20 protein-coding genes are annotated in these 26,276 nt (G+C 66.4%); 9 read left to right on the forward strand and 11 right to left on the reverse strand.

From position 1 onward, the window contains the following. Positions 1-69 precede the first annotated feature (69 nt). Entirely contained in the window at positions 70-1,728 is a 1,659-nt protein-coding gene (locus tag VFG17_RS16905; RefSeq protein WP_325030526.1) for an FAD-dependent oxidoreductase, read from the reverse strand. Between the two features lie 289 nt (positions 1,729-2,017). On the opposite strand from VFG17_RS16905, the gene VFG17_RS16910 reads away from it, so the two are divergent. The 5 genes from VFG17_RS16910 to VFG17_RS16930 all read left to right on the forward strand — a co-directional run bounded on the left by VFG17_RS16910 (position 2,018) and on the right by VFG17_RS16930 (position 6,804). Beyond that, on the forward strand, positions 2,018-3,211 hold the full coding sequence (locus VFG17_RS16910) for a type III PLP-dependent enzyme (RefSeq protein WP_325030527.1): 1,194 nt from the start codon (positions 2,018-2,020) through the stop codon (positions 3,209-3,211). A gap of 90 nt (positions 3,212-3,301) precedes the next feature. Further along, complete coding sequence (locus VFG17_RS16915) at positions 3,302-4,627, forward strand: MFS transporter (RefSeq protein ID WP_325030528.1); 1,326 nt, start codon at positions 3,302-3,304, stop codon at positions 4,625-4,627. A 73-nt stretch (positions 4,628-4,700) separates the two neighbouring features. Continuing rightward, entirely contained in the window at positions 4,701-5,861 is a 1,161-nt protein-coding gene (locus VFG17_RS16920) for a CoA transferase (RefSeq protein ID WP_325030529.1), read from the forward strand. 66 nt (positions 5,862-5,927) lie between these two features. Further along, positions 5,928-6,359 carry an MAPEG family protein gene (locus VFG17_RS16925; RefSeq protein WP_325030530.1) on the forward strand — a complete coding sequence of 144 codons (432 nt, stop codon included), beginning with the start codon at positions 5,928-5,930 and terminating at the stop codon, positions 6,357-6,359. Positions 6,360-6,369: 10 nt separating this feature from the next. Further along, complete coding sequence (locus VFG17_RS16930; protein WP_325030531.1) at positions 6,370-6,804, forward strand: MAPEG family protein; 435 nt, start codon at positions 6,370-6,372, stop codon at positions 6,802-6,804. An 88-nt stretch (positions 6,805-6,892) separates the two neighbouring features. On the opposite strand, the gene VFG17_RS16935 is transcribed toward VFG17_RS16930, so the two are convergent. From VFG17_RS16935 to VFG17_RS16970, 8 genes are read right to left on the reverse strand one after another with little or no spacing between them, the layout of a single operon-like run. Beyond that, positions 6,893-8,092 (reverse strand): class I SAM-dependent RNA methyltransferase, encoded by a 1,200-nt coding sequence (locus VFG17_RS16935; protein ID WP_325030532.1) that lies wholly within the window; start codon positions 8,090-8,092, stop codon positions 6,893-6,895. 1 nt (position 8,093) lies between these two features. Further along, positions 8,094-9,446, reverse strand: a complete 1,353-nt coding sequence (locus VFG17_RS16940; RefSeq protein ID WP_325030533.1) for an NAD(P)H-hydrate dehydratase — start codon at positions 9,444-9,446, stop codon at positions 8,094-8,096. Positions 9,447-9,478: 32 nt separating this feature from the next. After that, positions 9,479-9,868 (reverse strand): hypothetical protein, encoded by a 390-nt coding sequence (locus tag VFG17_RS16945; protein ID WP_325030534.1) that lies wholly within the window; start codon positions 9,866-9,868, stop codon positions 9,479-9,481. Further along, positions 9,865-11,724: a dihydroxy-acid dehydratase gene (ilvD, locus tag VFG17_RS16950; RefSeq protein ID WP_325030535.1), complete on the reverse strand. Its 1,860-nt coding sequence runs from the start codon at positions 11,722-11,724 to the stop codon at positions 9,865-9,867. The genes VFG17_RS16945 and ilvD overlap by 4 nt, the downstream gene beginning before the upstream one ends. Before the next feature lie 59 nt (positions 11,725-11,783). After that, positions 11,784-12,515 (reverse strand): N-formylglutamate amidohydrolase, encoded by a 732-nt coding sequence (locus VFG17_RS16955; RefSeq protein ID WP_325030536.1) that lies wholly within the window; start codon positions 12,513-12,515, stop codon positions 11,784-11,786. Then, positions 12,512-13,360 (reverse strand): 4-(cytidine 5'-diphospho)-2-C-methyl-D-erythritol kinase, encoded by an 849-nt coding sequence (locus tag VFG17_RS16960; protein WP_325030537.1) that lies wholly within the window; start codon positions 13,358-13,360, stop codon positions 12,512-12,514. Before VFG17_RS16960 ends, VFG17_RS16955 begins: the two co-directional genes overlap by 4 nt. Beyond that, on the reverse strand, positions 13,357-14,967 hold the full coding sequence (locus tag VFG17_RS16965) for a tetratricopeptide repeat protein (protein WP_325030538.1): 1,611 nt from the start codon (positions 14,965-14,967) through the stop codon (positions 13,357-13,359). The genes VFG17_RS16960 and VFG17_RS16965 overlap by 4 nt, the downstream gene beginning before the upstream one ends. A gap of 43 nt (positions 14,968-15,010) precedes the next feature. Beyond that, positions 15,011-16,666, reverse strand: coding sequence for an electron transfer flavoprotein-ubiquinone oxidoreductase (locus VFG17_RS16970; RefSeq protein ID WP_325030539.1), 1,656 nt, complete (start codon positions 16,664-16,666; stop codon positions 15,011-15,013). A gap of 140 nt (positions 16,667-16,806) precedes the next feature. Here VFG17_RS16970 and VFG17_RS16975 point away from each other — a divergent pair, with 140 nt between their 5' ends. The 4 genes from VFG17_RS16975 to VFG17_RS16990 all read left to right on the forward strand — a co-directional run bounded on the left by VFG17_RS16975 (position 16,807) and on the right by VFG17_RS16990 (position 21,083). Then, complete coding sequence (locus VFG17_RS16975) at positions 16,807-17,574, forward strand: uracil-DNA glycosylase family protein (protein ID WP_325030540.1); 768 nt, start codon at positions 16,807-16,809, stop codon at positions 17,572-17,574. Between the two features lie 12 nt (positions 17,575-17,586). Next, positions 17,587-19,344, forward strand: coding sequence for a lytic transglycosylase domain-containing protein (locus VFG17_RS16980; protein ID WP_325030541.1), 1,758 nt, complete (start codon positions 17,587-17,589; stop codon positions 19,342-19,344). Beyond that, positions 19,334-19,858, forward strand: coding sequence for a molybdenum cofactor biosynthesis protein B (gene moaB / locus VFG17_RS16985; protein ID WP_325030542.1), 525 nt, complete (start codon positions 19,334-19,336; stop codon positions 19,856-19,858). Before VFG17_RS16980 ends, moaB begins: the two co-directional genes overlap by 11 nt. A gap of 136 nt (positions 19,859-19,994) precedes the next feature. Continuing rightward, on the forward strand, positions 19,995-21,083 hold the full coding sequence (locus tag VFG17_RS16990; RefSeq protein ID WP_325030543.1) for a PA0069 family radical SAM protein: 1,089 nt from the start codon (positions 19,995-19,997) through the stop codon (positions 21,081-21,083). Here the strand turns inward: VFG17_RS16990 and VFG17_RS16995 are convergent. Beyond that, the gene (locus tag VFG17_RS16995; RefSeq protein WP_325030544.1) at positions 21,080-22,684 is read right to left on the reverse strand and encodes a long-chain fatty acid--CoA ligase; all 1,605 of its coding nucleotides are present in this window, start codon (positions 22,682-22,684) and stop codon (positions 21,080-21,082) included. The genes VFG17_RS16990 and VFG17_RS16995 overlap by 4 nt on opposite strands. Positions 22,685-22,763: 79 nt before the next feature. Then, positions 22,764-26,249, reverse strand: a complete 3,486-nt coding sequence (gene dnaE / locus VFG17_RS17000; protein ID WP_325030545.1) for a DNA polymerase III subunit alpha — start codon at positions 26,247-26,249, stop codon at positions 22,764-22,766. Between the last annotated feature and the right edge of the window lie 27 nt (positions 26,250-26,276).

A 26,276-nucleotide genomic window follows, 5' to 3' on the forward strand; every position in this document is an offset into this window, starting at 1 on the left:
CATCTCCTGCCGGCTCAAATTGGCACCAACCGAAGATGGACTCCCGCCTTCGCGGGAGCACACGGCTTTTCAATTTTCCGTCGTACCCATCTCCGCCAGCGCCTGATGGATGTCGCTGACCACGACCGATCCCTCGCCGACCGACGAGGCGACGCGCTTCACCGATCCCTTGCGGACGTCGCCGACGGCATAGATGCGCGGCCAGCTCGTCTCGAACCGGCTTGGCATGCGGTCGAGCGACCAGCCCGCCTTGACGAGCTCGAGCGGCGCGATGTCGGTGCCCGTCTTCACGAAGCCGCGCTCGTCGCACACCATTTCCTTGGGCAGCCAGCTCGTATTCGGGCTCGCGCCGAGGAAGAGGAACAGGAAACCGCAATCGCAATGCCCCTCGTCCCCGGTTTCGCGACAACGATAGGTGAGCCCCGCCAGATGTTCTTCGCCGTGTAGTGCGACGACGTCGGTCGACGCGATGATCTCGATATTCGGATGCTCCTCCAGCCGCTTGACCAGATATTCGGACATCGTCTCGCGGAGGCTGCCCCGACGGAAAATAACATAGACCTTCTTCGCGACGCTCGCGAGATAGATCGCGCCCTGCCCCGCCGAATTGCCCGCCCCGACGATCGTCACCTCGGCATCGCTGCACAGCTGCGCCTCCATCGGCGTCGCGCCATAATAGATGCCGCGACCTTCATATGCTTCGATGCCGTCGATCGGCAGGCTCTGATATTTCGCGCCGCTCGCGACGACCACCGCGCGGCTCCTGAGCTTGCGTCCGTCGGCGAGGTGCAGGCAATAGGCATCGCCATCGCGGTTAATCGAGGCAGCGCGCACCGGCGACACCAGCCGCGCACCGAATTTCTGCGCCTGCACCGTCGCCCGGCGCGCCAGCTCGTTGCCCGAAATGCCAGTCGGAAAGCCGAGATAGTTTTCGATTTTCGACGAGGTTCCCGCCTGCCCGCCGGGCGCGAGCGAATCGAGTGCGATCACCGTCAGCCCTTCGGACGCGGCATAGACCGCCGCGGCCAGCCCGCCGGGCCCGCTTCCCACGACCAGGACATCGGCCGTCGCGCCATCGGGAAGCAGGTCGAGGCCCAGTCCTGCCGCGAGCTGCTCGGGCGTCGGCTGGACCAGCAGTTCGGCCGCGCCGAGGATCGCCACCGGCAATTGCTCCTCGGTCAGCCCGCGCTCGGCGAGCAGATGCGCGGCCACCGGGCCATCGGCGGGGTCGAACCAGCGATGCGCGACGCCATGCTTCATCAGCAGGTCGCGCATCGCATAGACGCTGCGGTCCATCGCCGCGCCGATGATGATCGTGACCGCAAAGCCGCGATGCTTGCTGAATTCGCGCCGCGCCGACAGCACGCGGACGAAGATATCCGAAAAATGGCTGTTGCCCGCGATCAGCCGCTGGAAATCGGCGTGAGCGATGCGGAGGATCTCTCCGTCGGCGCCCATTTCGACGCGCGACAGGTGGCGCTGACCGGTTAGCACCGACAGGTCGCCCGCGAACTGCCCATGCTCCATCCAGCCGACGCGCTTTCGTCCCTCGTCGGTCGACGCGAAGATGTCGGTGTGACCCGAAAGGGTGACGATGCAGTCGGGCGCCATCGCCCCTTCCTCAACCAGCAGGTCGCCGGCCTTGTGCGGCTCGGTCGTGCCGAATGCCTTCAGTTCGTCGAGTTCGGTATCGGTGAAGGTGTGATTCACTTCGGCGCGGGAGACCATCAAAGCTTCGCCCTGTTTTCGTCATCCCGATCGCTGCCGGGGTGACTCGATGAAATGGGATGAGCCCGTCCCTAGCGCGGCACCGGCGCCTTGTCTCGCATTTGCGCGGCTCGGCGCGGACCGGCCCCGGTTCGCCCCCGACTGTTGCCTTGGCGTTACAAAATTGCGCCAAAGGGTCTTTACAGGGGGGATCCCCCTCCATATATGCGCTCTCCGCTGCCCCAGGGGGACTTCCAATAACCGCAAGGCAGCCTTGGATGTTTAACGTTATTTTTGGGGGTCCCTTGAGTTGCACCAGCATCATAGCGCCCACGGGCTGATTCAGGCACTTTCGCCGATCGAACCTGTTACGCTTGTCCGCCCGCACGCCGCGCGGCGCGCAGCGCGTTTCTTCATCGAGCGATTTCCCGGCACGACCATGTATGCGGTCAAGGCGAATCCGTCGCCCGACCTGCTGCGTGTGCTGTGGGATTCGGGTGTCACCCATTATGACGTCGCCTCGATCGCCGAGGTGCGGCTGGTCGCCCGCACGCTGCCGCAGGCGACGCTCTGCTTCATGCACCCGGTAAAGGCTGAGGAAGCGATTTCCGAAGCCTATTGGAAGCACGGCGTGCGCACCTTCTCGCTCGACACGCTCGACGAGCTCGAAAAGATCGTCCGTGCGACCGAGGGCGCGCAGGATCTGAACCTGCTCGTGCGTCTTCGCGTCTCGTCGGATCATTCGAAGCTTAGCCTCGCCGCCAAGTTCGGCGCCGAGCCCGACGAGGTTGCCGAACTGCTGATGGCGACGCGCCAGGCCGCCGACGCGCTCGGCATCTGCTTCCACGTCGGCAGCCAGGCGATGACGCCGCACGCCTATGCGCAGGCGATGGAGCGCGTCCGCGCCGCGATCGTCGCGGCGTCGGTGACCGTCGACATCATCGATGTCGGGGGCGGCTTTCCGTCGTCCTATCCGGGCATGGAACCGCCGCCGCTCGATGCTTATTTCGAGACGATCCACCGCAGCTTCGAAAGTCTGCCGATCAGCTATTCGGCCGAACTTTGGTGCGAACCCGGCCGCGCGCTGTCGGCCGAATATAGCTCGCTGATCGTCCGCGTCGAAAAGCGCCGCGGCGACGAGCTCTATATCAATGACGGCGCCTATGGCGCGCTGTTCGACGCGGCGCATGTCGGCTGGCGTTTCCCCGTCTCGCTGCAGCGCGACGCGGGCAGCGACGCCGAAATGGTGCCGTTCAGCTTCTACGGCCCGACCTGCGACGATCTCGACCATATGGCTGGCCCCTTCTTCCTGCCCGCCGACATCAAGGCCGGCGACTTCATCGAGATCGGCATGCTCGGCGCCTATGGCTGCGCGATGCGGACCAAGTTCAACGGCTTCGGCGCCGACGAGACCCATGTCGTCAGCGACGAACCGATGGTCAGCCTCTACACCGGCGAAGTCGAACAGGAACGCCGCAGCGCGACGGTGACCAAGCTGTTCTGACGGACGGCAAACCGGAAAAAAGAAAAGGGCCGGCGCAGCGATGCGACCGGCCCTTTCGCTTTTGGGCGGGGGCGCTAGATTGCGCCGCCCATGCAGCCTTTCCATCATCTCCTCGCCAATAACCTGATCGCCAACATCACCAATTTCACGGTGTGGTTCGCGCTGACTTTCTGGACCTTCCTCGAAACCCAGTCGGTATTCGCGACGGGGATGATCGCGGGCATCTATCTCGTGCTGACGGCGATGCTCGGCATCTGGTTCGGCAGCCTCGTCGACCATCATGGCAAGCGCAACATGATGCTGGTCTCAAGCATCGCCTCGCTGGCTCTCTACGCGGGCGCGCTCGGTGGCTTTCTGCTCGATCCCGACATCCGCAGCGCCGAAACGCGGAGCCTGACGCTCTGGCTCTTCATCCTCGTTTCGATGCTGGCGGTGATCGCCGGCAATATCCGCATGATCGCGCTGCCGACGCTCGTCACCCTGCTCGTGCCCGAAGACCGGCGCGACAAGGCGAACGGGCTCGTCGGCATGGTCAGCGGGATCGGCTTTCTCACCACCTCGGCGATCAGCGGCTTCCTTGTCGCGTGGGGCGGCATGGCCGGAACATTGATCTTTGCGATCGGCTTTTCGCTGGTGGCGATAGCGCATCTGCTCGTCGTCCATGTCGACGAGCCACGCGATGCGGACGGCCACGCCGAGACGCGCCGTATCGATCTCGCCGGCACCTTTCGCCTCGTGCTCGCCATTCCCGGGCTCTTCGCGTTGATCCTCTTCTCGTCCTTCAACAATCTTCTCGGCGGCGTGTTCATGGCGTTGATGGACGCTTATGGCCTGTCGCTGATGAAGGTCGAGGAATGGGGCCTGCTCTGGGCGGTCATATCCTGCGCCTTCATCCTCAGCGGCATCGTGATCGCGCGGACCGGGCTGGGCGCGAACCCGATCCGCACGCTGCTCTTCGTGTGCCTTGTCGAATGGCTGGTCGCCGCGGTCTTCACGATTCAATCGTCGATTCCGCTGCTCGCGGCCGGCTGTTTCCTCTGGATGTTCCTCGGCCCCTATGCCGAAGCGGCCGAGCAGACGACGCTGCAAAAGGTCGTGCCGTTCGAACGGCAGGGCCGGGTTTTCGGTTTCGCCCAGTCGGTCGAACTCGCGGCCTCGCCGCTCACCGCCTTCCTGATCGCACCGCTCACCCAATTCGTCTTCGTCCCGCTGATGACGACCGGATGGGGAGCGGACGCGATCGGCGACTGGTACGGCCGCGGGCCCGAGCGCGGCATCGCGATCGTCTTCACGATCGCCGGCGTCCTTGGCGTGCTGTTGACGCTCGCGGCGTTCGGCTCGCGATCCTATCGCCGGATTTCGGCGGCCTATGCTGCCGGAAATGGCAGTGGCGAAGCGGCGACATCTGCCGCTTAGGAAAATTGCGGAAGCCCCTTCCGTTTTACTTTGCAATCATTCTATCCTGCTCGCGCCAGGAAGAGGAGAAGCCATGTCCATGCTGTCGGGGATCCGCATCGTCGATCTGACGACCGTCATCTTCGGACCCTATGCGACACAGATGCTCGCCGATCTCGGCGCCGAGGTGATCAAGGTGGAAACGCCCGGCATGGGCGACATATCGCGCTATCTGGGCAGCGGCGTTCCCAACCCGACGATGGGGTCGATCCACCTCACCGTGAACCGCGGCAAACGCTCGATCGCACTCGATCTCAAAAAACCCGAAGACGCGGCGGTGCTGCGCGACCTGATCGCGGGCGCCGACGTCTTCTTCCACAATGTGCGGGGCAAGGCGATCGCGCGGCTCGGTTTCGATTACGAGGGCTGCAAGGCGATCAAGCCCGACATCATCTATGTCCACGGCACCGGCTTCGGACAGGACGGGCCCTATGCCGACCTCCAGGCCTATGACGACGTCATTCAGGCGGCCACAGGCACCACCAGCCTGCTTCCCCGCGTCGACGGCAACCCGGCGCCGCGCTACTTCCCCTCGCTGATCGCCGACAAGATCGCCGGCCAGTTCGGCGCGCAGGCGATCCTCGCGGCGCTCGTCCACAAGCTCAGAACCGGCGATGGGCAGCAGGTCGAAGTGCCGATGTTCGAATGCTTCGCCGCCTTCATGCTCACCGAACATCTGCGCGACGACACGCTCGACCCGCCGATCGGCCCCGCCGGCTATCCGCGCCAGCTCGACCCGACGCGCCAGCCTTTCCCGACGCGCGACGGTTATCTCGCGATCGTTCCCTACACTCCCGAATCGACGGCGCGGCTGCTGGGCCTGCTGGGGAGTGCCGACCTGCTCAGGGCGCCCGAATATGAGGCGGCAAAGGCCAAAGGGCAGCACATGCCGATCATCTATAGCGAAATCGCGCGCAAGACGCCGGCAAAGACCAGCGCCGAATGGCTGGAACTGTTCGCCGCCAACGACATCCCCGCGATGGCGGCGCGCGACCTTCAGGACGTCAGGAAAGACCCGCATCTGGTCACGACCGGATTTTTCCGCCATCGCACCCATCCCGATGTCGGCGCCTTTCACGAGATGCAGCCGCCGGTGAAATATGGTGCGATGCCGCCGCGCGACCTCGGCTTCGCGCCGCGCGTCGACGGCGACGGCACGGCGATCCGCGACGAACTCGCGACCCGGCACGGCTGATTTTGGCAATTGCATATCGGCGCGTCATGCCTAGCATCGCCGCGACATGACAAAAGGGGGAGCCATATGACGCCGAACATCCTCGCACCGGGCGCGGTGCTGATCCTGTGGACGCTCGTCATGCTGGTCTGGGTCGCGGTGACGCGTTTCCGCGCGCTCGCCAAATCGGGTATCGATCTCAATAAGGCGCCGCCGGGTGGCCGTGGCGGCGACCTCGAAGGCATATTGCCGCCCGTCACGAACTGGAAATCGCACAATTACACGCATCTGCTCGAACAGCCGACGCTCTTCTATGCCGTCATCCTGATCCTGCACGGTGTCGGCGGCTATCCCGCCTATATCGTGTGGATCGCCTGGGCCTATGTCGCGCTGCGTATCGTGCACAGCTTCTGGCAGGCGACGGTGAACCGCATACCGGTGCGCTTTGCGATCTTTGCGGCTTCGACCTTGTGCCTGCTGGCGCTCGCGCTGCTTGCGGTCATCGCCACTTTGGGTTGAGGGGGAAACTATGGATACCAACGCTATATTGGGACCGGTCGCGACGCTCGCGCTCTGGTCGATGGTCATGTGGGTGTGGATGTATGCGACGCGCATCCCGGCGATGCAGCGCGCAAAGATCGACGCGGCCAAGATGGTCGGCGGCACCGGCAAGGGGCTCGACGACGTGCTGCCGCCCGAAGTGCAGTGGAAGGCGCACAATTACAACCATCTGATGGAACAGCCGACGGTCTTCTATGCCGTCGCGATCGCGCTGGCGGTCGGCGGCATGGGCGGCGGGCTCAACACGCAGATCGCGTGGGTCTATGTGGCCCTGCGCATCGTCCACAGCCTGATCCAGGTGACGGTCAATCGCGTGATGTGGCGCTTCCTTGTCTTCGCGCTGGCCAGCCTCGCTTTATTCGCGCTCTGCGTGCACGCCTTCATGGGATTTGTGCTGCATTGAGAAGAACCCGTCGCCCCCGCGACGGCGGGGGCCGCTGGAGATGTAGTGTAAGGCCGGCGGCGGCCCCCGCCTTCGCGGGAGCGACGATTTATTTCGAAAAGCGCGCCGCCAGTTCCACATGGGTCGACCATCGGAACTGGCCGACGGGCTGGACCCAGTCGAGCGCATAGCCGCCCTCGACCAGCATTTTCGCGTCGCGCGCGAAGCTTGCGGGATTGCAGCTGACATAGGCGATCGCGGGCACGGTCGACGCCGCGAGCTGCTTCACCTGCTCCTCGGCCCCGGCGCGCGGCGGGTCGAGGATGATCGCACCGAAACGATTGAGCTCGGCGGGAACGAGCGGGCGGCGGAACAGGTCGCGATGCTCGGTCGCGACCAGCGCCCGCGCCCGGTTCGCGGCGCCGGTCAGCGCGGCGATCGCATCGCGCGCGCCCTCGGCCGCATAGACTTTGCGTTCCGCCTGTACCGACAGCGCAAAGGTGCCCACGCCGGCGAACAGGTCGGCCACCGCGCCGGCGTCGCCGATCGCCTCGGCCACCGCATCGACCAGCGCCGCCTGCCCCGCTGCCGTCGCCTGCAAAAAGGCAAAGGGCGGGACTTCGACCAATATGTCGCCGAAGCGCATCGTCGGCGGCTCGGGCTGCCAGAGGATTTCGAGCCCCTCGCCCTGATCGATTGCAAAGCGCGCAAGATTATGCGTCCCGGCGAAATCCTGCAGCGCCATCGCGGCGTCGAGCCCCTCGGCCTTCACACCTTCCAATATCAATTCGACGCCCTGATCGAGCATTTGCAGCTTGACCTTCACCGGGCGCCGCGGCTGCGCGATCATCACGAGCAATTCGCGTACGGGTTCGATCAGCGCGAACAGTTCGGGCAGCAGCAGCGGACACATTCGCATGTCGACGATCTGGTTGCTCTGCGCGGCGTTGAACCCGATCGCGACCTGCTTGCCCGTGCGCAGCGCGGTCAGCGCGGCGCGGCGGCGGCTCTGCGGCGGAGAAAGACGCGCGGGACGCACATCGCCATGGGGGACATCCTGTCCCTCCAGCCCGCCGACAACCCGGTCGCGCACGAAATCGGCGAGCGCCGGTTCGGCGACATGCTGCAACTGGCATCCGCCGCATTTGCCGAAATGGCGGCAGACGGGGTCGGTGCGGTTTGGCCCCGGAATGATGATGCCGTCGTCGCGCACACGGTCGCCGGGAACGCCGCCCGCCACATGGCGGCCGTCGCCCGTCACGCCATCGCCGCGCGCGGCGATGCGCTCGATCAGCGCAGCTTCGCTCATGTCAGTCCCTTATCAGATCGTCGGCTATCAAGCCGGGGCCTATACGCGCGGCCTGCGCGATATGCCAGCCCACTGCCGCCACGGCCGCATCGAACGCGTCGCCGCCGCGCGCCAGCATCGCACCGCACGCTCCCGCGAGCACGTCGCCCGTCCCCGCCGTCGCGAGCCAGGGGCTCCCCGGCCACGCCGCGACCACCCGGCCATCGGGCGCGGCGATCACCGTGTCGGCGCCCTTGTAGATGACGACCGCACGCGTACGCGCCGCGGCGGCCTTGGCCTTGTCGATCTTGCTGCCGTAGGCTTGCGGAAAGGCGCGCGCGAACTCGCCTTCGTGCGGCGTCAATATCGCCTTGCGCGGCGTTTCGGAGAGGCGGGGCAGCGCCGCGTCGATCGCCGCGGCGTCGAGCACGAGCGGCTTGCCCGAATCGAGCGCCGCCTCGACGTCGAACAGCAATTCGTCGCCCGCCGGAAATCCCGGCCCGATCACGACCGCGCCGACGCGCGGATCGTCGAGCCGCTCGCCGAACTTCGCATCGCTTTCGGCGATGATCGCCGAAAAGGGCGCCCGCTCGCTGCCGTCGAGCACGACATAGCCCGCCCCCGCGCGCAGCGCCGCCGCCGCGGTCAACCCCGCCGCGCCGCGCATCGGTCCCGCAAAGACCAGCACCATGCCCCGCGTGAACTTGTGGGCCTTCGCCTCGGGTTGCGTCTCCCGCGTCCTCGGCAGCGTCCGCATCGTCTTGCTCGCCGATATGCCGATCGGTGCGAGCAGGACGCGGCCGCAGGCGGGCGCGGTCGGCAGCAGGACGTGCGCGGGCTTCAATGCGCCCAGCGCGAGCGTCACATCAGCGCGAAGCGGCGGGCTCCAGTCGGCGCCGCCGTCGCTGTCGACGCCGCTAGGCACGTCGACCGCCAATATGCGCCGGTCGGAAAAATGCCCAAGGATGCCCGCAAGATCGTCGGCGATGGGCCGCGAAAGGCCGACGCCGAACAGCGCATCGACGACCAAGGGAGCGGGCGCGAGGCGGCCATTGAGGGTTTCGACGGGGCCGCTCCACCCCGCCCGCGCCGCCTTCGCCAGCGCGGTCACGGGTTCGGCCAGCGCCGCGACGCGCACCGAGGCGCCGCGTTCGGCGAGCAGTCTCGCGGCGACATAGCCATCGCCGCCATTGTTGCCGGGGCCGCAAAGGATCAGGATCGGCGCGCCCGCCGCCATCCGCCAGGCGGTATCGGCAACGGCGGCGCCTGCAAGCTCCATCAGCTCCGAAAGCGAGGTGCCCTGTACCGCGCACGCCGCCTCGGCCTCGCGCATCGCATCGCTGGTCAGGATCGGGGCGTCGGCGGGAACGGACATGGCTCCGCCCTATCACGATCGCGCGAACGCGCCTACTTCGCGCCGCCCGTATTCGCCGGCAGGCGATAGCGGTCGTGCCCGATGGCGACCTCGATCATATTGTTACCGACGATGCTGACCTTCGCCGGTTCGGCGCCATCGGCCGACACGACCCCGCGCCCGTCAGTGGTGATCTGCAGCCTGCGGTAACCGACATTGGCGCGCCCGACGACGAGGATCGTGCCGTCCGCACCGCTCATTTCATCGACGGTGCAGGTGCGGTCGAACAGTTTCGCGCCTTCCAGCGCGCATTCGATACGGCCATTCTCGGCGGCTTCGCGCGACCCGCGTGCTTCGGCCTCGGCGAGATCGCCATTGTCCGGGGCACGATCGCAGCCCGCGAGCGCGATCAGCGTCAGCAATGCCCCCCCAAATCGCTTCATCCCTTGCCCTTCAGCTGCGACAGGTCGCGCACCGCTCCTCTTGCGGCGCTCGTCGTCATCGCGGCATAGGCCTGAAGTGCTACCGAAACCTTGCGCGGGCGTGCTTTCTCCGGCTGCCAGGCCGCGTCGCCCTTCGCCTCCATCGCGGCGCGGCGCTCGGCAAGGACGCTGTCGGCCACCGCGAGGGTGATCGTTCGCGACGGGATGTCGATGTTGATGAGATCGCCATTCTCGACCAGCCCGATCGTGCCGCCCTCGGCCGCCTCGGGCGAGACATGGCCGATCGACAGCCCCGAGGTGCCGCCCGAAAAGCGCCCGTCGGTGATCAGCGCGCAGGCGGCGCCGAGGCCCTTCGACTTCAAATAGCTCGTCGGGTAGAGCATTTCCTGCATCCCCGGCCCACCCTTCGGCCCTTCGTAGCGGATCACGACGACGTCGCCCGCCTCTACCTGTCCGGTGAGGATGCCCGCGACCGCGGCGTCCTGGCTTTCATAGACCTTCGCCGGACCCGAGAATTTGAGGATGCTCTCGTCGACCCCTGCGGTCTTCACGATGCAGCCGTCGAGCGCGATATTGCCCGACAGCACCGCGAGCCCGCCATCCTTGCTGAACGCATGGTCGGCCGAGCGGATCACGCCGCCCTCGCGGTCGAGATCGAGGCTGTCCCAGCGCCGATCCTGGCTGAACGCGGTCTGCGTCGGCACCCCGCCGGGCGCCGCGAGGAAGAATTTCTGCACCTCGGGGTCATTCGTGCGGGCGATATCCCATTTATTGAGCGCATCGCCCAGCGTCGCGCTGTGCACCGTCGGCAGGTGCGCGTGGAGCAGCCCCGCGCGCTCGAGTTCGCCGAGGATCGCCATGATCCCGCCCGCGCGGTGGACGTCCTCCATATGCACGTCGCTCTTCGCCGGCGCGACCTTCGACAGGCACGGTACGCGGCGCGACAGCCGGTCGATGTCGGTCATGGTGAAATCGACCCCGGCCTCGAACGCCGCGGCGAGCAGGTGGAGCACGGTGTTCGTCGATCCGCCCATCGCGATGTCGAGGCTCATCGCGTTCTCGAACGCCTCGAAGGTCGCGATATTGCGCGGCAGCACGCTGTCGTCGCCCTCTTCATAATGGCGCTTGCACATTTCGACGACGATCCGCCCCGCGCGCAGGAACAATTCCTTGCGGTCGGCGTGCGTCGCGAGCGTCGAACCATTGCCCGGCAGCGACAGCCCCAGCGCCTCGGTCAGGCAGTTCATCGAGTTCGCGGTGAACATGCCCGAGCACGACCCGCAGGTCGGGCACGCCGAACGCTCGATCGCGGTGACTTCCTCGTCGGTGTATTTTTCGTCGGCGGCGGCGACCATCGCGTCGACCAGATCGAGCGCGACCTCCTTGCCCTTCAGCAGCACCTTGCCGGCCTCCATCGGGCCGCCCGACACGAACACCACCGGAATATTGATGCGCAGCGCGGCCATCAGCATCCCCGGCGTGATCTTGTCGCAGTTCGAGATGCACACCATCGCGTCGGCGCAATGCGCATTGACCATATATTCGACGCTGTCGGCGATCAGGTCGCGGCTCGGCAGCGAATAGAGCATGCCGTCATGCCCCATCGCGATCCCGTCATCGACCGCGATCGTGTTGAATTCCTTGGCAACCCCGCCCGCCGCCTCGATCTCGCGCGCGACCATCTGGCCGAGGTCTTTCAGGTGAACATGCCCCGGCACGAACTGGGTGAAGCTGTTGACCACCGCGATGATCGGCTTGCCGAAATCATCGTCCTTCATCCCCGTCGCGCGCCAAAGGCCGCGGGCACCGGCCATATTGCGGCCATGGGTTGTGGTGCGCGAACGATAAGAAGGCATTTGGAGAGTTCCTGATAATATTATTTCATAAAATGGCGATCAAATGCGCCTCTACACGCCTATGTGCCGATGTTCAACGCCACTTTCTCGCACATACGCGCCAGTCGCTCGGCGAACAGCGCCTGTCCCGGCGCCTCGCCGACCAGATCCTGGCGCATCTCGATCCCGACATAGGGGATGGCATTGGCTTCGGCATGGCGGTTCATCGTCGCGTTGAGCAGCTTGCCCGAATAGGGCTGCTGGTCGCCGACGATCATCCCTTCGGCCTCCAAAGCCGCGATCGCCGCGCCCGCGAGCCGGTCGTCGTCATTATAGAGCACCCCGACATGCCACGGCCGCGCCTGATCGGGATGCGCCGCGAGCGACGGCGTGAAGCTGTGGAGCGACAGGATCATCGCGGGCCGCGCCGCCGCGATCGTCGCCGCGATATGGTCGTGATAGGGCCGGAAGAAGCGCGCCAGCCGCGCCTCGCGCGCATCGTCTTCCAGCGCATTGCCCGGCACCGCATGGCCGTCGCTCGCGATCGGCAGCACCCCCGGCGCATCCTCCTCGCGGTTGCAGTCGACGACAAGCCGCGACACGCCGCCGAGGATCGCCGCATCGACCGCGCCCGCTTCGACGAGCCGCGCCGCGACCTCGGCGACGCCGATGTCGATCGCGATATGGTTCGAGAGCAGCGCCGGATCGATACCCAGGTCGATGTCGTCGGGCACATGGTTCGACGCATGATCGGCGATCAGCAACAGGCCGCCCGCGCGCGCTTCGCCGATCTGCCGCCACGCTTCGCTCACCTCAATGCTCCCGCCATCGTCCACCAACCCGGATGCCGCTCCGCGAGCAAGGCCGCCGCCGCGTCGCGCTCGGCCGCCGCGTCGAACAGCGCGAAGCAGGTCGCTCCCGAACCCGACATGCGCGCCAGCCAAGGCCGCAGCGCACCGAGTTCGAGCAAAATGTCGGCAATCGCCGGGCACTGCGCGATCGCCGCGCGCTGCAGGTCGTTGCGTGCGCCGAGCAACCCCGCGCGCGGCTCGGCGCCGGTGAACAGCGGCCCGCGATCGATCCCGTCCCAAGCGGCGAACACGGGGCCCGTCGCGACCGGCTGACGTGGATTGACCAGCAGCACCGGCGTTCCGCCGAGCCGCAGCCCCGCCACGGCGCTCAATTCTTCGCCCGTGCCGACACCAAGACAGGTCTCGCTCGCCACACAAGCGGCGACATCGGCGCCCAGCGGGCTCATAATTCGCGCCAGCGTCACGTCGCCGATCTCGGGCAGAAAATGGCGCCGCACCAGCCGCGCCATCGCCGCGGCGTCGGCCGACCCGCCACCGATCCCCGCCGCAACGGGCAGCGCCTTGGTCAGCGTCACCGCGAGCGGCGGCACCCGGTCGGCGCCGTAGCGGTCGCGGAGCAGCGCCAGCGCCCGCAGCACGAGATTGTCGCTGCCCGCGCTTAGCCCGTCGGCGAATTCGCCGTCGATCGTCAGGCTGTCGGCGTCGGCGAACTCCGCCGCGATCGCATCGCCTCCGTCGACAAAGGCAAACAGCGTCTCGATCGCATGATAGCCGTCGGGACGCCGCGCCCGGACATGCAGCGCGAGGTTGATCTTGGCCCAGCCGGTCTCGCTAAACGCCGTCACGGCGCCGTCGTGGCGGGGGTCAGCCCGTCGCGCAGCTTTGCCGTCAGCCGCGTCGCCATCTCGGCATCGGCGAGCAGCGCCGCGGCGCGCCAATTATATCGCGCGCGAAACTTCTGCCCCGCCTTCCAATAGGCGTCGCCCAGATGTTCGACGATCACCGCATTGTCGGGCTCGCCGCGCTGCGCTTTTTCGAGCAGATTCACCGCATCGTCGGTGCGCCCGGTGAGGAAATAGGCCCAGCCGAGCGAATCGCTGATGCTCGCATTCTGCGGCTCGCGGCGCCACGCGGCTTCGATCCGCGCCAGCGATTGTTCGATGTCCTTGCGCCGTTCGAGCGCCGAATAGCCGGCGAAGTTCAGGATCGACGCGTCGCCGGGCCGCAGCGTCACCGCCCGCTCCATCAGCGCTTGAGCCTCGTCCCACTTCCCCGCTTGCAACAGCAGGTCCGCGCGCGCGATCAGCAGGGTGCCGCGCAGCGCTTTGTCGCCTTCGTCGGCGCCCAGCGCCGCCTCGAGCCGCTCATAAGCGCGTCCCGCCGCCGCAGAGTCGCCCGATCGCCGCGCGATGTCGGCAAAGCGGACGAGCAGCCCGCGCGCGGGATTCGCGTTGGCGGCCGCCTCGGCAAGCTTCGCCGCGCCCGTCAGGTCGCCCGCCTCGGCCATCAATTCGGCGCGGCGCATCATCAGCACCGCCGGCAGCTCCTCGCGCCCGCTATCGAGCAGCGCCATCGCATCTTCGGACTGGCCGTTGCGGTCGAGCGCCTCGACAAGCGTGGCCCGAACCGCCCAATCCTCGTCGTTGAGCCAATAGGCCGCACGCGCGAACAGCAAAGGCAGCTTCGCGCTGCCGTTCGGCGTCCGGGCAAGGCCGTCGGCCAAAATGCCGAGCCATTGCGCCACGCCCTCACGCGGGGTCGAAACCGGCTGGTCGGGCAGCAGCAGCATCGGGTCTTCGCGCTGCCCCGACGCCAGCGCGATCCGCCCGCGCAGCCGCCCCGCCGCGTCGCTTTTGCCCGCCTTGTCGAGCGTTGCCGCGACCCGCATCCCGACGAGCTGGCTCGTCCGGTCGGTCAGCGTGATGCTGTCGGTCAGCGACGCGGCCGAATCGGCGCGCTTCGCCGCGATCTGGACGAGCGCGACCTGCAGCGTCAGCGCGGGTTCGGGCCGTGTCGGGCTGTTCACCGCGAGCAGATGCTGCTCGGGAAACTTCTTGCGCGCGCCGATGTCGATCCACGCATTCACTGTCGGCGTGATCAACCGCGCAATCGTGTCGGCGCCGGTCTTGTCCACCCGCCCCGCCATATAGGTGCGGGCGGCATCCCAGTCCGACCGGCGCATCGCATCGACCATCAGCACCAGTTGCGCGTCGAAACGGCGATCGCCCGCCGTCCACAGGCTCTGCGCAGCGGAGCGCGCGGCATCAAAGTCGCCCGCCTCGATCGCCTGTTCGAGCATCCGTCCGCGGATACCGGGCAGCCCCGGCGCCACGCTCGACACCGCGGCCAGCGCCGATAGCGCCGCCGCCGGCGCCCCGCCCTCTTCCGCCAAGCGCGCGCGCACGAGCGCGTTGAGGACCTCACCGCTATCGTCGGCGGCATGCACAGGCACCGCCGCCGCGACGGCGGCGGCGATCAGAAAGAAGCGCGCGGGCTTACATGTTCGGATAATTGGGGCCTCCGCCACCTTCAGGGGTGACCCAGTTGATATTCTGGGTCGGGTCCTTGATATCGCATGTCTTGCAGTGAACGCAATTCTGCGCGTTGATCACGAATTTCGGATCGCCTTCCTCTTCGCCGACGATCTCGTAAACCCCCGCGGGACAATAACGCTGCGCGGGCTCGTCATAGAGCGGCAGATTATAGGCGACCGGGATCGACGGATCCTTGAGTTGCAGGTGAACCGGCTGATCTTCCTCGTGATTGGTGTTCGAAATGAACACCGACGACAGGCGGTCAAAGGTCAGCACGCCGTCGGGTTTGGGATAGTCCGGTTTCGGCATGATGTCGGCGCGATAGAGGCTCTCATTGTCCGGATGATGCTTCATCGTGAAGGGGACTTTGATCTTGAACGTTTCGAGCCACATCGTCATGCCCGACAGGATCGTCCCCGCAAGGTCGCCATATTTCTCGACGAGCGGCAGCACGTTGCGCACGACGCTCAGTTCCTTCTTGACCCAGCTGTCGTCGAAGGCCGCCTGATATGCGTCGAGCGTGTCGCTCGACCGGCCCGCGGTGACCGCCGCGAACGCCGCTTCGGCCGCCATCATCCCCGATTTCATCGAAGTGTGCGTGCCCTTGATGCGCGGGACGTTCAGGAAGCCGGCGCCGTCGCCGATCAGCGCGCCGCCCGGAAAGGCGAGCTTCGGCACCGACTGGAGCCCGCCGTCGCTGATCGCGCGCGCGCCATAGGAGACGCGCTTGCCGCCCTTCAGGATTTTCGCGATCGCGGGATGCGTCTTCCACTTCTGCATCTCCTGAAAGGGGGAGATGTGCGGATTGCGGTAGTTGAGCCAGGTCACGAAGCCGAGCGCGACCTGCCCGTTCGCCTGATGATAGAGGAAGCCGCCGCCATTGGCGTTCTGATCGAGCGGCCAACCCTGCGTGTGGATGACCCGCCCCGCGGCATGGTTCGCAGGGTCGATGTCCCAAAGTTCCTTGACGCCGAGGCCATAGACCTGCGGCTCGCAATCGGCGTCGAGCGCGAATTGCGGCTTGAGCATCTTGGTCAGATGGCCGCGCACGCCTTCGGCGAAGAAGGTATATTTGGCATGGAGTTCGAGGCCGGGGGCGTAATCGGCCTTGTGGCTGCCATCGCGCGCGACCCCCATATCGCCGGTCGCGACGCCTTTGACCGACCCATCCTCGTTGTAGAGGATCTCGGCGGCGGGAAAGCCGGGGAAGATTTCGACGCCCAGCCCTTCGGCCTGTTCGGCGAGCCAGCGGCAAAGATTGCCGAGGCTGCCCGTATAGGTGCCCTCATTGTGCATGAAACCGGGCGAGATGAATTCGGGAAGGCCGAATTTCTTGTTCTTGGTCAGAATCCAGTGCTGATTGTCGTTCACCGGCACTTCGGCGAGCGGGCAGCCCTGTGTCCGCCATTCGGGCAAAAGTTCGTCGAGCGCCCTGGGGTCGATCACCGCCCCCGACAGGATGTGCGCGCCGACTTCGGACCCTTTTTCGAGGATGCACACCGACAATTCGCTGCCGGCCTCATTCGCCAGTTGTTTCAGGCGGATCGCCGCCGAAAGCCCCGCCGGACCCGCGCCGACGATGACCACGTCATAGGGCATCGATTCCCGTTCGCTCACCGCAAATACCTTTCTGCCGTCCCCGCGCCGATCATTCATCGTGTCCGGCGCTCATTCTGTCACGAATTGCGATGCCCGCCAATTGACGCGCCCGTCAACTGTCTGTTTCAAACAATTTCATGGGAGGGCAAAACTCTGCGTTGCTGGCGGAAAGCATCCGCGACTGGTGGTCGCTGGCGGGCGTCGATGCGCTTGTCGGCGAGGAACCCGCGGGCTGGCTCGTCGTGCCGCCGGCGAATGACGCTGCGGCAGCCAAGCCCAAACGCGCGCCCGATAGCGATCCCGAACCGCTCCCGCTCCCCGCTGCGCTCCAGCGGCAGGAGGCGCCCGAGACTATCGAACCGAAGGGACCGGTCGTATTTCCCGACGACTGGACCGAATTTCAAAACTGGCTGGCGACCGGCGCCGACGTGCCCGGCAGCCAGTGGGACGCGCGACGCGTGCTTCCGGTCGGCGAAGCGGGCGCGCCGCTGATGCTGCTCACCGCCTGGCCCGAAATCGATGATCAGCGGGACGAGACGCTTTTTACCGGCGCCGCCGGACGGCTGCTCGACGCGATGCTGCAAGCGATCGGCGTCGCGCGCGGCGACTGCTATGTCGCCAGCCTCGCGGTGACGCGCCCCGCGGGGGGCCGCTGCGACGGCGAAGATGCGGCCGAACTCGACCGCCTGCTGTGGCATCATCTGCGGCTCGCCAAACCCGAACGCCTGCTGCTGATCGGAAGCGACATCACGCGCATGGCGACCGCGACGGCGTTGCCCGACGCGCGCGGAAGGTTACTGAATATTAACCAAGATGGCGCCAAGATGGATGCGGTGGCTGTGGCGCATCCCGCGATGTTGCTGGCCCGGCCCGCCCAGAAAGCGGCGGCTTGGGATAGCCTGAAACTGTTCAACCGGGGACGTTGACAGATGGAAAATATGACCAGAAACCTTCTCTCCGGCGCCGTAATGGCGCTTTCGCTCGCTGCCGCCGCACCGGCGTTCGCCGCCGATGCCGGCGACCGCGATTTCGCGTCGGGGCGGCAGACGGTGCCCGACATCCTTTCGTCGAAGCAGAAGCAGCTTTACACGCAGGTCCTCACCGCGCTCCGCGGCGAGCGCTGGTCCGAAGCCAAATCGCTGCTCGATAGCGCCGATAACGGTCCGCTCACCGATTTCCTGCGTGCCGAATTGCTGACCGCCGCGAACAGCCCGCGCGCCGAAGTCGCCGACATCATGCCGATCCTGTCGCGCTCGCCCTATTTGCCGCAGGCGGCGCAGCTCGGCCGCCTCGCGACGAAACGGGGCGCGACCGATCTGCCGACGCTTCCCTTCGAAGCGCGCCTCGCCTGGGCGGGCAGCGCACCGCGCCGGCTCGGCGCCGACAGCGTCAGCGACCCGGCGGCCGCGCGCCTCGCCGCGACGATCCCCGACAGGATCAAGAACGACGATCCCGCGGGCGCCGAAATGCTGCTCAATGCGGCGATCGACCAGCTCAGCCCCGAAGCGCGCGCCGAATGGACGCAAAAGGTCGCCTGGTCCTATTATATCGAGAATGACGATCAGAATGCGCTGCGCCTGTCGCTCGCATGCACGCAGGGCGGCGGCGCCTGGGCGACGCAGGGCGCGTGGGTTCAGGGTCTCGCCTCGTGGCGGCTTCGCGATTACCGCACCGCGCTCGCCGCGTTCGACCGCGTCGCCAAGGAAGCGCCCGACAGCGAACAGCGCGCCGCCGCTTATTATTGGGCCTCGCGCGCCGCGGTCGCCGCGGGCCAGCCCGCCCTGGTGCAGCCGCGTCTGCGCTCCGCCGCGGCCAATCAGGAAACCTTCTACGGCCTGCTCGCCGCCGAATCGCTCGGCGTCGAGGCGGCGATCCAGCGCGAGAATGTCCGCGCGGACCGCAGCGCGTGGCGCGCGCTCGAGGATCTGCCCAATGTTCGCATCGCGATGGCGTTCGCCGAGATCGGCGAGGATGTCTATGCGGGCCAGGCGCTGCGCCATCAGGCCCAGATCGGCAATTCCGACCAGCATGCCCAGTTGATCGCGATGGCGGGCGCGCTCAGCCTGCCCGAAACACAGCTCTATCTCGCCCACAACACCCCGCACGGCCGCAAGCCCGCCGTGCAGGCCCGCTATCCGCAGCCGAAATGGGAGCCGAAGGGTGGCTGGCGCGTCGATCCGGCGCTGGTCTTCGCCCACACCTTGCAGGAATCCCGCTTCCAGCGCGGCGTCGTGAGTTCGGCGGGCGCGACCGGGCTGATGCAGGTGCGCCCCGGTACCGCGCGCGATATCGTGCGCTGGGAAGGCGCAGTCGCTGCACTCGGCGACCTCAAGACCCCCGCGGTGAACATGGATCTCGGCCAGCGTTATCTGCAATATCTCAGCCGCGATCCCGCGACAGGCGGCCAGCTGCCCAAGGTGATCGCCGCCTATAATGCCGGTCCCGCGCCGATCGCACGCTGGCAGACCGAGATCCGCGACAATGGCGATCCGCTGCTCTACATGGAATCGATCCCCTATTGGGAAACGCGCGGCTATGTCGGCATCGTCCTGCGCAACTACTGGATGTACGAAGCGCAGCAGGGCAAGCCGTCGGTCAGTCGCGCCGCGCTCGCGCAGGGCAAATGGCCGCGCTTCCCCGACGGTAAGGACCGCACGCGTCTGACCTATGCCGGCGATTTCGCGAATGCAGATTGACGAGAGCCTGGCGTTCAGGCCCGTCCGCATCGCGCTCCTGACGATTTCGGACAGCCGCAGCGCCGCCGACGACCGGTCGGGCGACAAGCTCGAGGAACTTCTGACCGGCGCCGGTCATATCCTCGCCGCGCGCGCGCTCATCAAGGACGAGACCGCCCTGATCGTCTCGCGCCTCCACAACTGGATCGACGATCCCGAGGTCGACGTCGTCATCACGACCGGCGGCACCGGCCTCACGGGCCGCGATGTCACGCCCGAGGCGCTCAACCGGCTCGACGGCAAGGATATTCCTGGTTTCGGCGAGCTGTTCCGCTGGCTCAGCTATCAGACGATCGGCACCTCGACGATCCAGTCGCGCGCCTGCGCTGTCGTCGCGCGCGGCACCTATATCTTCGCGCTCCCCGGTTCGACCGGCGCGGTTGCCGACGCATGGGAAGGCATTTTGTCGACCCAGCTCGACAGCCGCCACAAGCCCTGCAACTTCGTGGAACTGATGCCGCGATTGATGGAATAATCCTTTCGTCATCCCGGCGCAGGCCGGGATCTCGCCGTATCGCTTCCCCGCCGAGATCGGGATTCCGGCCCTTGCCGGGATGACGAAATCGGATTTTGTTCTTTATATGTTCCCATGGCCGAGCTATGCTCGACCCATGGACTCTCCAAAGCCCCTGCCCCCGATTGCGGGCCGCGGCGCCCCGACCAACTTGCGCCCGACCCGCACCGGATCGCTCGACCGCGAGGCCGATGGCGACTGGCTCGACCTAGCCGAGGAGATCGACGGCGAGGCGCCGCGGCTGCGCACGACGGTCACCGTCGAGCACCCAAAGACGATCATCGCGCGCAATTCCTCGCCCGATGTCGGCTTCGACCGCTCGATCAACCCCTATCGCGGCTGCGAGCATGGCTGCATCTATTGCTTCGCGCGCCCGACGCATGCCTTTCACGACCTCTCGCCCGGGCTCGATTTCGAAAGCAAGCTCTTCGCCAAGCCCGACGCCGCGAAGCTGCTCCGCGCCGAACTTGCCAAGCGCAATTACAAGGTCGCGCCGCTCGCGATCGGCACCAACACCGACGGCTATCAACCGATCGAGCGCGAATGGGGCATCACCCGCTCGGTGGTCGAAGTGCTCGCCGAAACGCGGCATCCGCTGATCATCACCACCAAGTCCGACCGCGTGCTCCGCGATATCGACCTGCTCGCCGACATGGCGCGCGACAATCTGGTCGGCGTCGCGGTGTCGGTGACCACGCTCGACCCCGCCATCGCGCGCACGCTCGAGCCGCGCGCGCCGCCTCCGCGCCGCCGCCTCGCCGCGATCCGCAAGCTGATCGACGCCGGGGTGCCGACACAGGTCAATATCTCGCCGATCATCCCCGCGATCACCGATCACGAGATCGAAGCGATCATGGCCGCCGCCGCCGAAGCCGGCGCGATCCGCGCCTCCTATATCCTGATGCGCCTGCCGTTCGAAGTCGCGCCGCTGTTCCGCGCCTGGCTCGCCGCGCACTACCCCGACCGTGCCGACAAGGTGATGCACATGGTGCAGGACATCCGCGGCGGGCGCGACAACGACGCCCAGTTCTTCACGCGCATGCGCGGCCATGGCGTCTGGGCACAGCTCATCCGCACCCGCGTCAAGCGCGCCGCGCGCGAACATGGCATGGACCGGAGCTTCCTGCCGATCCGCAGCGACCTGTTCCGCCCGCCCGAGCGCGACGGCCAGATGGAGCTGTTCTAGGCCTCCGCCAGCGACCTCAGCCGATAATCCTTGTAATCATCCCGAATCTGGCGCTTCAATATCTTGCCCGTCGCGGTGTGCGGCAGTTCGTCGACGAAGACGATCTCGTCGGGCAGCCACCATTTGGCGACCTTGTCCTTGAGATAGTCGACGATCGCGGCCTCGTTCACCTCGGCGCCCGGCTTCTTCACGATCAGCAGGATCGGCCGCTCGTCCCATTTGGGATGATAGACGCCGACCGCCGCGGCTTCCTGCACCCCCGGCGCGCCGACCGCGGCGTTTTCGAGCTCGATCGAGCTGATCCATTCGCCGCCCGACTTGATCACATCCTTCGCACGATCGGTGATCTGCATGACCCCGTCGGGATGCAGCACCGCGACGTCGCCGGTATCGAACCAGCCGTCGGCATCGGCCGCGTCGGCATCGGCCTTGAAATAACGCTGGATGATCCACGGGCCGCGGCATTGCAGCCGCCCGCTCGTCTCGCCGTCACGCGGCAGATCCTTATCCTCGTCGTCGACGATGCGCAGTTCGACCCCGAAGGGCGGACAGCCCTGCCGCGCGACGATGTCGACACGCTCGTCAAAGCTCATCTCGTCCCAGTTCCACGGCCGTTTGCCCATCGTCCCGATCGGCGAGGTTTCGGTCATTCCCCACGCATGGCCGACGTCGATCCCCGCCGTCATGAACCGTTCGATCATCGCGCGCGGGCACGCCGACCCTCCGATGATCACGCGGTGCAGCTTGCCATAGCCGATGCCTGTCGCGTCCATATGCGCGAACATCGCGATCCACACCGTCGGCACGCCGGCGCTGTGGGTGACGCCCTCATCGTGCATCAGGTCGCACAGTATCTGCGCGTCGTTGGTCGCAGAAAACACCAGCTTCGCGCCGACGGTCGCGGCGGCAAAGGGAATGCCCCAGCTGTTCGCGTGGAACATCGGCACGATCGGCAGGATCACGCTGCGGTTCGACATGTCGAACACGTCGGGCTGGATTTCCGTGATCGCGTGGATGACGTTCGAGCGATGCTCGTAAAGCACACCCTTCGGATTGCCCGTCGTCCCGCTGGTATAGCAAAGCCCGACCGGATCGCGCTCATCAAGGGAAACCCATTCGAAGCTGCCGTCCTCCGCGTCGATCAGGTCGCGATAGGAAAGATAGCCCTCGCGCGCCGGGGCGTCAAACAGGATGAAATGCTCGACGGTCGGCAATTGCGGGCGAAGCCGCTCGACGATCGGCAGGAACATCGCGTCGAACAGCAGCACGCGGTCCTCGGCATGATTGACGATATAGATCAGCTGTTCGTCGAACAGCCGCGGGTTCACCGTATGCAGCACGCCGCCCATTCCCGCGGTGCCGTACCAGCTGACCAGATGATGGCCGTGGTTCATCGCCAGCGTCGCGATACGGTCGCCCTTTTGCATCCCTAGTTTCACCATCGCGGCGGCAAAGCGCCGCGCGTCGGCGCCGACCTCTCCCCAGTTTGATCGCGTCATGCTGCCGTCGGCCCATCGCGAAACGATCTCGCGCCCCGCATGTTCGCGTGCGGCATGGTCGATCAGGCTCGTGACGAGCAGCGGCTGGCCCTGCATTCCCATGGTGCGGCATCCTCAAATATATATCGTTGCCGGCAATGGATAGGGTCGGAAACCCCCGATACGCAAGGGGGAAGGAAACTCAGCGCACCCGAAATTCGCGCGGCGCGACGAGCGACAGCGCGGGCTCGGTCACGCCCGCGATCATGTCGAGCCGCGATACCGTGTCGGGGCCGAGCGCGAAGCCGCGGCCGAGCTCGATGCGAATTTCGTCATCGGTCAGCGGATCGATCGTGGTGACGATCACCCGGCCCTTCGCATCGTCGCGCTTGACGATCAGCCGCGCGATGTCCTCGATCGCCGCCGGCATGTCGACGCGGCAGGTCAGCTGGAGCGCGGCGGTCGCGGCCATATCGGCGAGCGACTGCGCCCCGCGCACGGTGACCCGCGGCGTTTCCTCGCCTTCGAGCAGATCGAGTTCGACCGACAGCATCGCACAGCAGCCATCGGCCGCCAGCGCTTCGAGCGTCTTGCCCGCGATTTCGTCGAAGCAGCTCGACTGGAACTGGCCGCTGCGGTCCGACAAAGTGAGGTTGAGGAAGCGGTTGCCGCGCTGCGATACGCGTGGGCGCGCGCTTTCGACCATCGCCGCCATCACCATCGGGATGCGCGTGCCCGGCGACATTTCGACATTATCACAGATGTCGCCATAGGAGCGCGCGCCGCGCGCCGAGACGATTGCCTCATATTGCTCGACCGGGTGCGACGAGAAATAGAAGCCGAAAGCATCCTTCTCGCGCGTCATCCGCTCGGCGAGCGTCCACGGTTCGGCGGCGGGCAGTTGCAGCGCCGGGGCAATCGCGACGTCGCCGCCGAACAGCCCGCCCTGCCCCGTCGACCGTTCGTGCGCCGAACTGTTGGCGCAGGCGAGCAGACTTTCGGCGCCGGCAAAGGCGCGCGGGCGATCGGGCTCGATACAGTCGAACGCCCCCGCCGCCGCCAGCGCCTCGATCTGGCGCCGGTTGAGCAGCTTGGGGTCGATACGGCTCGCGAAATCGTCGAGCGAGACGAAATCGCCCTTCGCCCGCTCGGCGACGAGCGCCTCCATCGCCTTCTCACCCACGCCCTTGAGCGCGCCGAGCGCGTAGCGGACCGTCAGCCCCTCATCGCCGCGCCCGACCGAGAAATCGGCCTCGCTGTCGTTGACCGACGGCGGCGCGATTCCGACGTCGAGGCGTCGCATATCGTCGATGAAGATCGACAATTTGTCGGTCTGGTGGCTGTCGAACGACATCGATGCGGCGAAAAACTCGTGCGGATAATGCGCCTTCAGCCATGCGGTCTGGTACGACAGCAGCGCATAGGCGGCAGCATGGCTCTTGTTGAAGCCATAGCCCGCGAATTTGTCGATCAAGTCGAACAGCTCGTTCGCCGCCTTGGGCGCGATCTGGTTATGCTCGCCGCAGCCCTTCACGAAGGTCTCGCGCTGCGCGTCCATTTCGGCCTGGACCTTCTTGCCCATCGCGCGGCGCAAGAGGTCGGCGCCGCCGAGGCTGTAGCCGGCCAGTATCTGCGCCGCCTGCATCACCTGTTCCTGATAGACGAAGATGCCATAGGTTTCGGCGAGGATGCCTTCGAGCAGCGGGTGCGGATAGGCGATCTTCTCGCGCCCGTTCTTGCGCGCCCCGAACAGCGGAATATTGTCCATCGGGCCGGGGCGATAGAGCGCGACGAGCGCGATGATGTCGCCGAAATTGGTCGGTTTCACCGCCGACAGCGTGCGCCGCATGCCTTCGGATTCCAGCTGGAACACCCCGACCGTCTCGCCGCGCTGGAGCAGTTCGTAAACCGCCGTATCATCCCACGCGAGCGCGTCGAGATCGACGTCCACGCCGCGCAGCGCGAGCAGCCGCTTCGCTTCCTTCAGCACCGACAATGTCTTGAGGCCCAGAAAGTCGAATTTCACCAGTCCCGCGGTCTCGACATATTTCATGTCGAACTGCGTCACCGGCATGTCCGAGCGCGGGTCGCGATAGAGCGGGACGAGCTGGTCGAGCGGGCGGTCGCCGATCACCACCCCGGCGGCGTGGGTCGAGCTGTGCCGCGGCAGGCCCTCGAGCTGGCGCGCCATATCGAACAGGCGCCGCACCCCGTCGTCCTGCTTGTATTCGGTCATCAGCTCGGCGACGCCATTCAGCGCGCGTTCGAGCGTCCATGGATCGGTCGGATGGTTCGGCACCAGCTTCGCGAGCCGGTCGACCTGGCCATAGCTCATCTGGAGCACACGGCCCGTGTCCTTGAGCACCGCGCGCGCCTTCAGCTTACCGAAGGTGATGATCTGCGCGACGGTGTCGCGGCCGTATTTCTCCTGCACATAGCGGATCACCTCGCCGCGTCGCGTTTCGCAGAAATCGATGTCGAAGTCGGGCATCGACACGCGTTCGGGATTGAGGAAGCGTTCGAAGAGCAGGCCGAGCTTCAGCGGATCGAGATCGGTGATCGTCAGCGCCCAGGCGACGACGCTGCCCGCGCCCGAACCGCGCCCCGGCCCTACCGGAATATCGTGCGCCTTCGCCCATTTGATGAAGTCGGCAACGATCAGAAAATAGCCGGGAAAACCCATTTGCGTGATGACGTCGACCTCGAAATCGAGCCGCGTGACATAGGCTTCGCGGTCTTCGTCGGAGAGGTCCGGATAGTGCGCGAGCCGCGCCGCCAACCCCGCGTGCGCGTCGGCCTTGAGTTGCGCCGCTTCGCCCTCGCGGTCGCCCGCAAGGCTCGGCAGGATCGGCTTGCGTTTCGGCGCCATGAACGCGCAGCGCTGCGCGACGACCAGCGTGTTGCGGATCGCCTCGGGCAGGTCGGAGAAAGCGTCCTCCATCGCCTCGGCGGGCTTCAGCCACGCCTCGGGGCTCGACACGCGGCGATCCTCGCTTTCGACATAGGCCGACTGCGCGATGCACAGCATCGCATCGTGCGCGGGATGGAATTGCGGCTCGACGAAATTCGCGGGGTTGGTCGCGACGATCGGCAGCGCGCGCGCATAGGCCAGATCGATCAGCGCCGCTTCGGCCGCGATCTCGGCCTGATCGCCGCGCCGCGACAGTTCGATGTAGAGCCGCCCGCCGAACAAGGCTTCGAGCTGCTCGACATAATCGTCGGCCGCGCTTTTCTGCTCGCCCGCGAGCAGCCGCGCAAGCGCGCCCTCGCCACCGCCGGTCAGGCAGATCAACCCGTCGGTCTTGCCCGCTATGTCGGACAGCAGCACATGCGGATCCTGCTCAACGGGGCGGCCAAGATGCGCCGCCGACACGAGCGCGCACAGATTGTCATATCCCGCATCGTCCTGCGCATAGAGCGCGAGCCAGTCGATCAGCGGCGCGCCGTTCGCCAGCCGCTGCCCGGGCCGCGCGACGCTGAGCAAGGTTCCGACGATCGGCTGCACCCCCGCCGCCTTGCACGCCTCGCCAAAGGCCATGACGCCATAGAGCCCGTTGCGGTCGGCGACCGCGATCGCCGGAAACCCGCGTTCGCGCGCGGCTTTCGCAATCGCCTTGGGCTCGATCGCCCCCTCCAGCATGGTGAAACTGGAAAAGACGCGCAGGGGAACAAAGGGGCTGTAGGCCATTGGATGACGCTACAGTGACAGCGGTGA

The sequence above is a fragment of the Sphingopyxis sp. genome, assembly GCF_035686825.1.
Classification (GTDB): Bacteria; Pseudomonadota; Alphaproteobacteria; order Sphingomonadales; family Sphingomonadaceae; genus Sphingopyxis.

Excerpts from the sequence above, each read along its gene's own strand:
- VFG17_RS16905 (WP_325030526.1), bottom strand. The coding sequence starts at position 1,728 with ATGGTCTCCCGCGCCGAAGTGAATCACACCTTCACCGATACCGAACTC.
- VFG17_RS16915 (WP_325030528.1), top strand. The coding sequence starts at position 3,302 with ATGCAGCCTTTCCATCATCTCCTCGCCAATAACCTGATCGCCAACATC.
- VFG17_RS16920 (WP_325030529.1), top strand. The coding sequence starts at position 4,701 with ATGTCCATGCTGTCGGGGATCCGCATCGTCGATCTGACGACCGTCATC.
- VFG17_RS16925 (WP_325030530.1), top strand. The coding sequence starts at position 5,928 with ATGACGCCGAACATCCTCGCACCGGGCGCGGTGCTGATCCTGTGGACG.
- VFG17_RS16930 (WP_325030531.1), top strand. The coding sequence starts at position 6,370 with ATGGATACCAACGCTATATTGGGACCGGTCGCGACGCTCGCGCTCTGG.
- VFG17_RS16935 (WP_325030532.1), bottom strand. The coding sequence starts at position 8,092 with ATGAGCGAAGCTGCGCTGATCGAGCGCATCGCCGCGCGCGGCGATGGC.
- VFG17_RS16940 (WP_325030533.1), bottom strand. The coding sequence starts at position 9,446 with ATGTCCGTTCCCGCCGACGCCCCGATCCTGACCAGCGATGCGATGCGC.
- VFG17_RS16945 (WP_325030534.1), bottom strand. The coding sequence starts at position 9,868 with ATGAAGCGATTTGGGGGGGCATTGCTGACGCTGATCGCGCTCGCGGGC.
- ilvD (WP_325030535.1), bottom strand. The coding sequence starts at position 11,724 with ATGCCTTCTTATCGTTCGCGCACCACAACCCATGGCCGCAATATGGCC.
- VFG17_RS16980 (WP_325030541.1), top strand. The coding sequence starts at position 17,587 with ATGACCAGAAACCTTCTCTCCGGCGCCGTAATGGCGCTTTCGCTCGCT.
- moaB (WP_325030542.1), top strand. The coding sequence starts at position 19,334 with ATGCAGATTGACGAGAGCCTGGCGTTCAGGCCCGTCCGCATCGCGCTC.
- VFG17_RS16990 (WP_325030543.1), top strand. The coding sequence starts at position 19,995 with ATGGACTCTCCAAAGCCCCTGCCCCCGATTGCGGGCCGCGGCGCCCCG.
- VFG17_RS16995 (WP_325030544.1), bottom strand. The coding sequence starts at position 22,684 with ATGGGAATGCAGGGCCAGCCGCTGCTCGTCACGAGCCTGATCGACCAT.
- dnaE (WP_325030545.1), bottom strand. The coding sequence starts at position 26,249 with ATGGCCTACAGCCCCTTTGTTCCCCTGCGCGTCTTTTCCAGTTTCACC.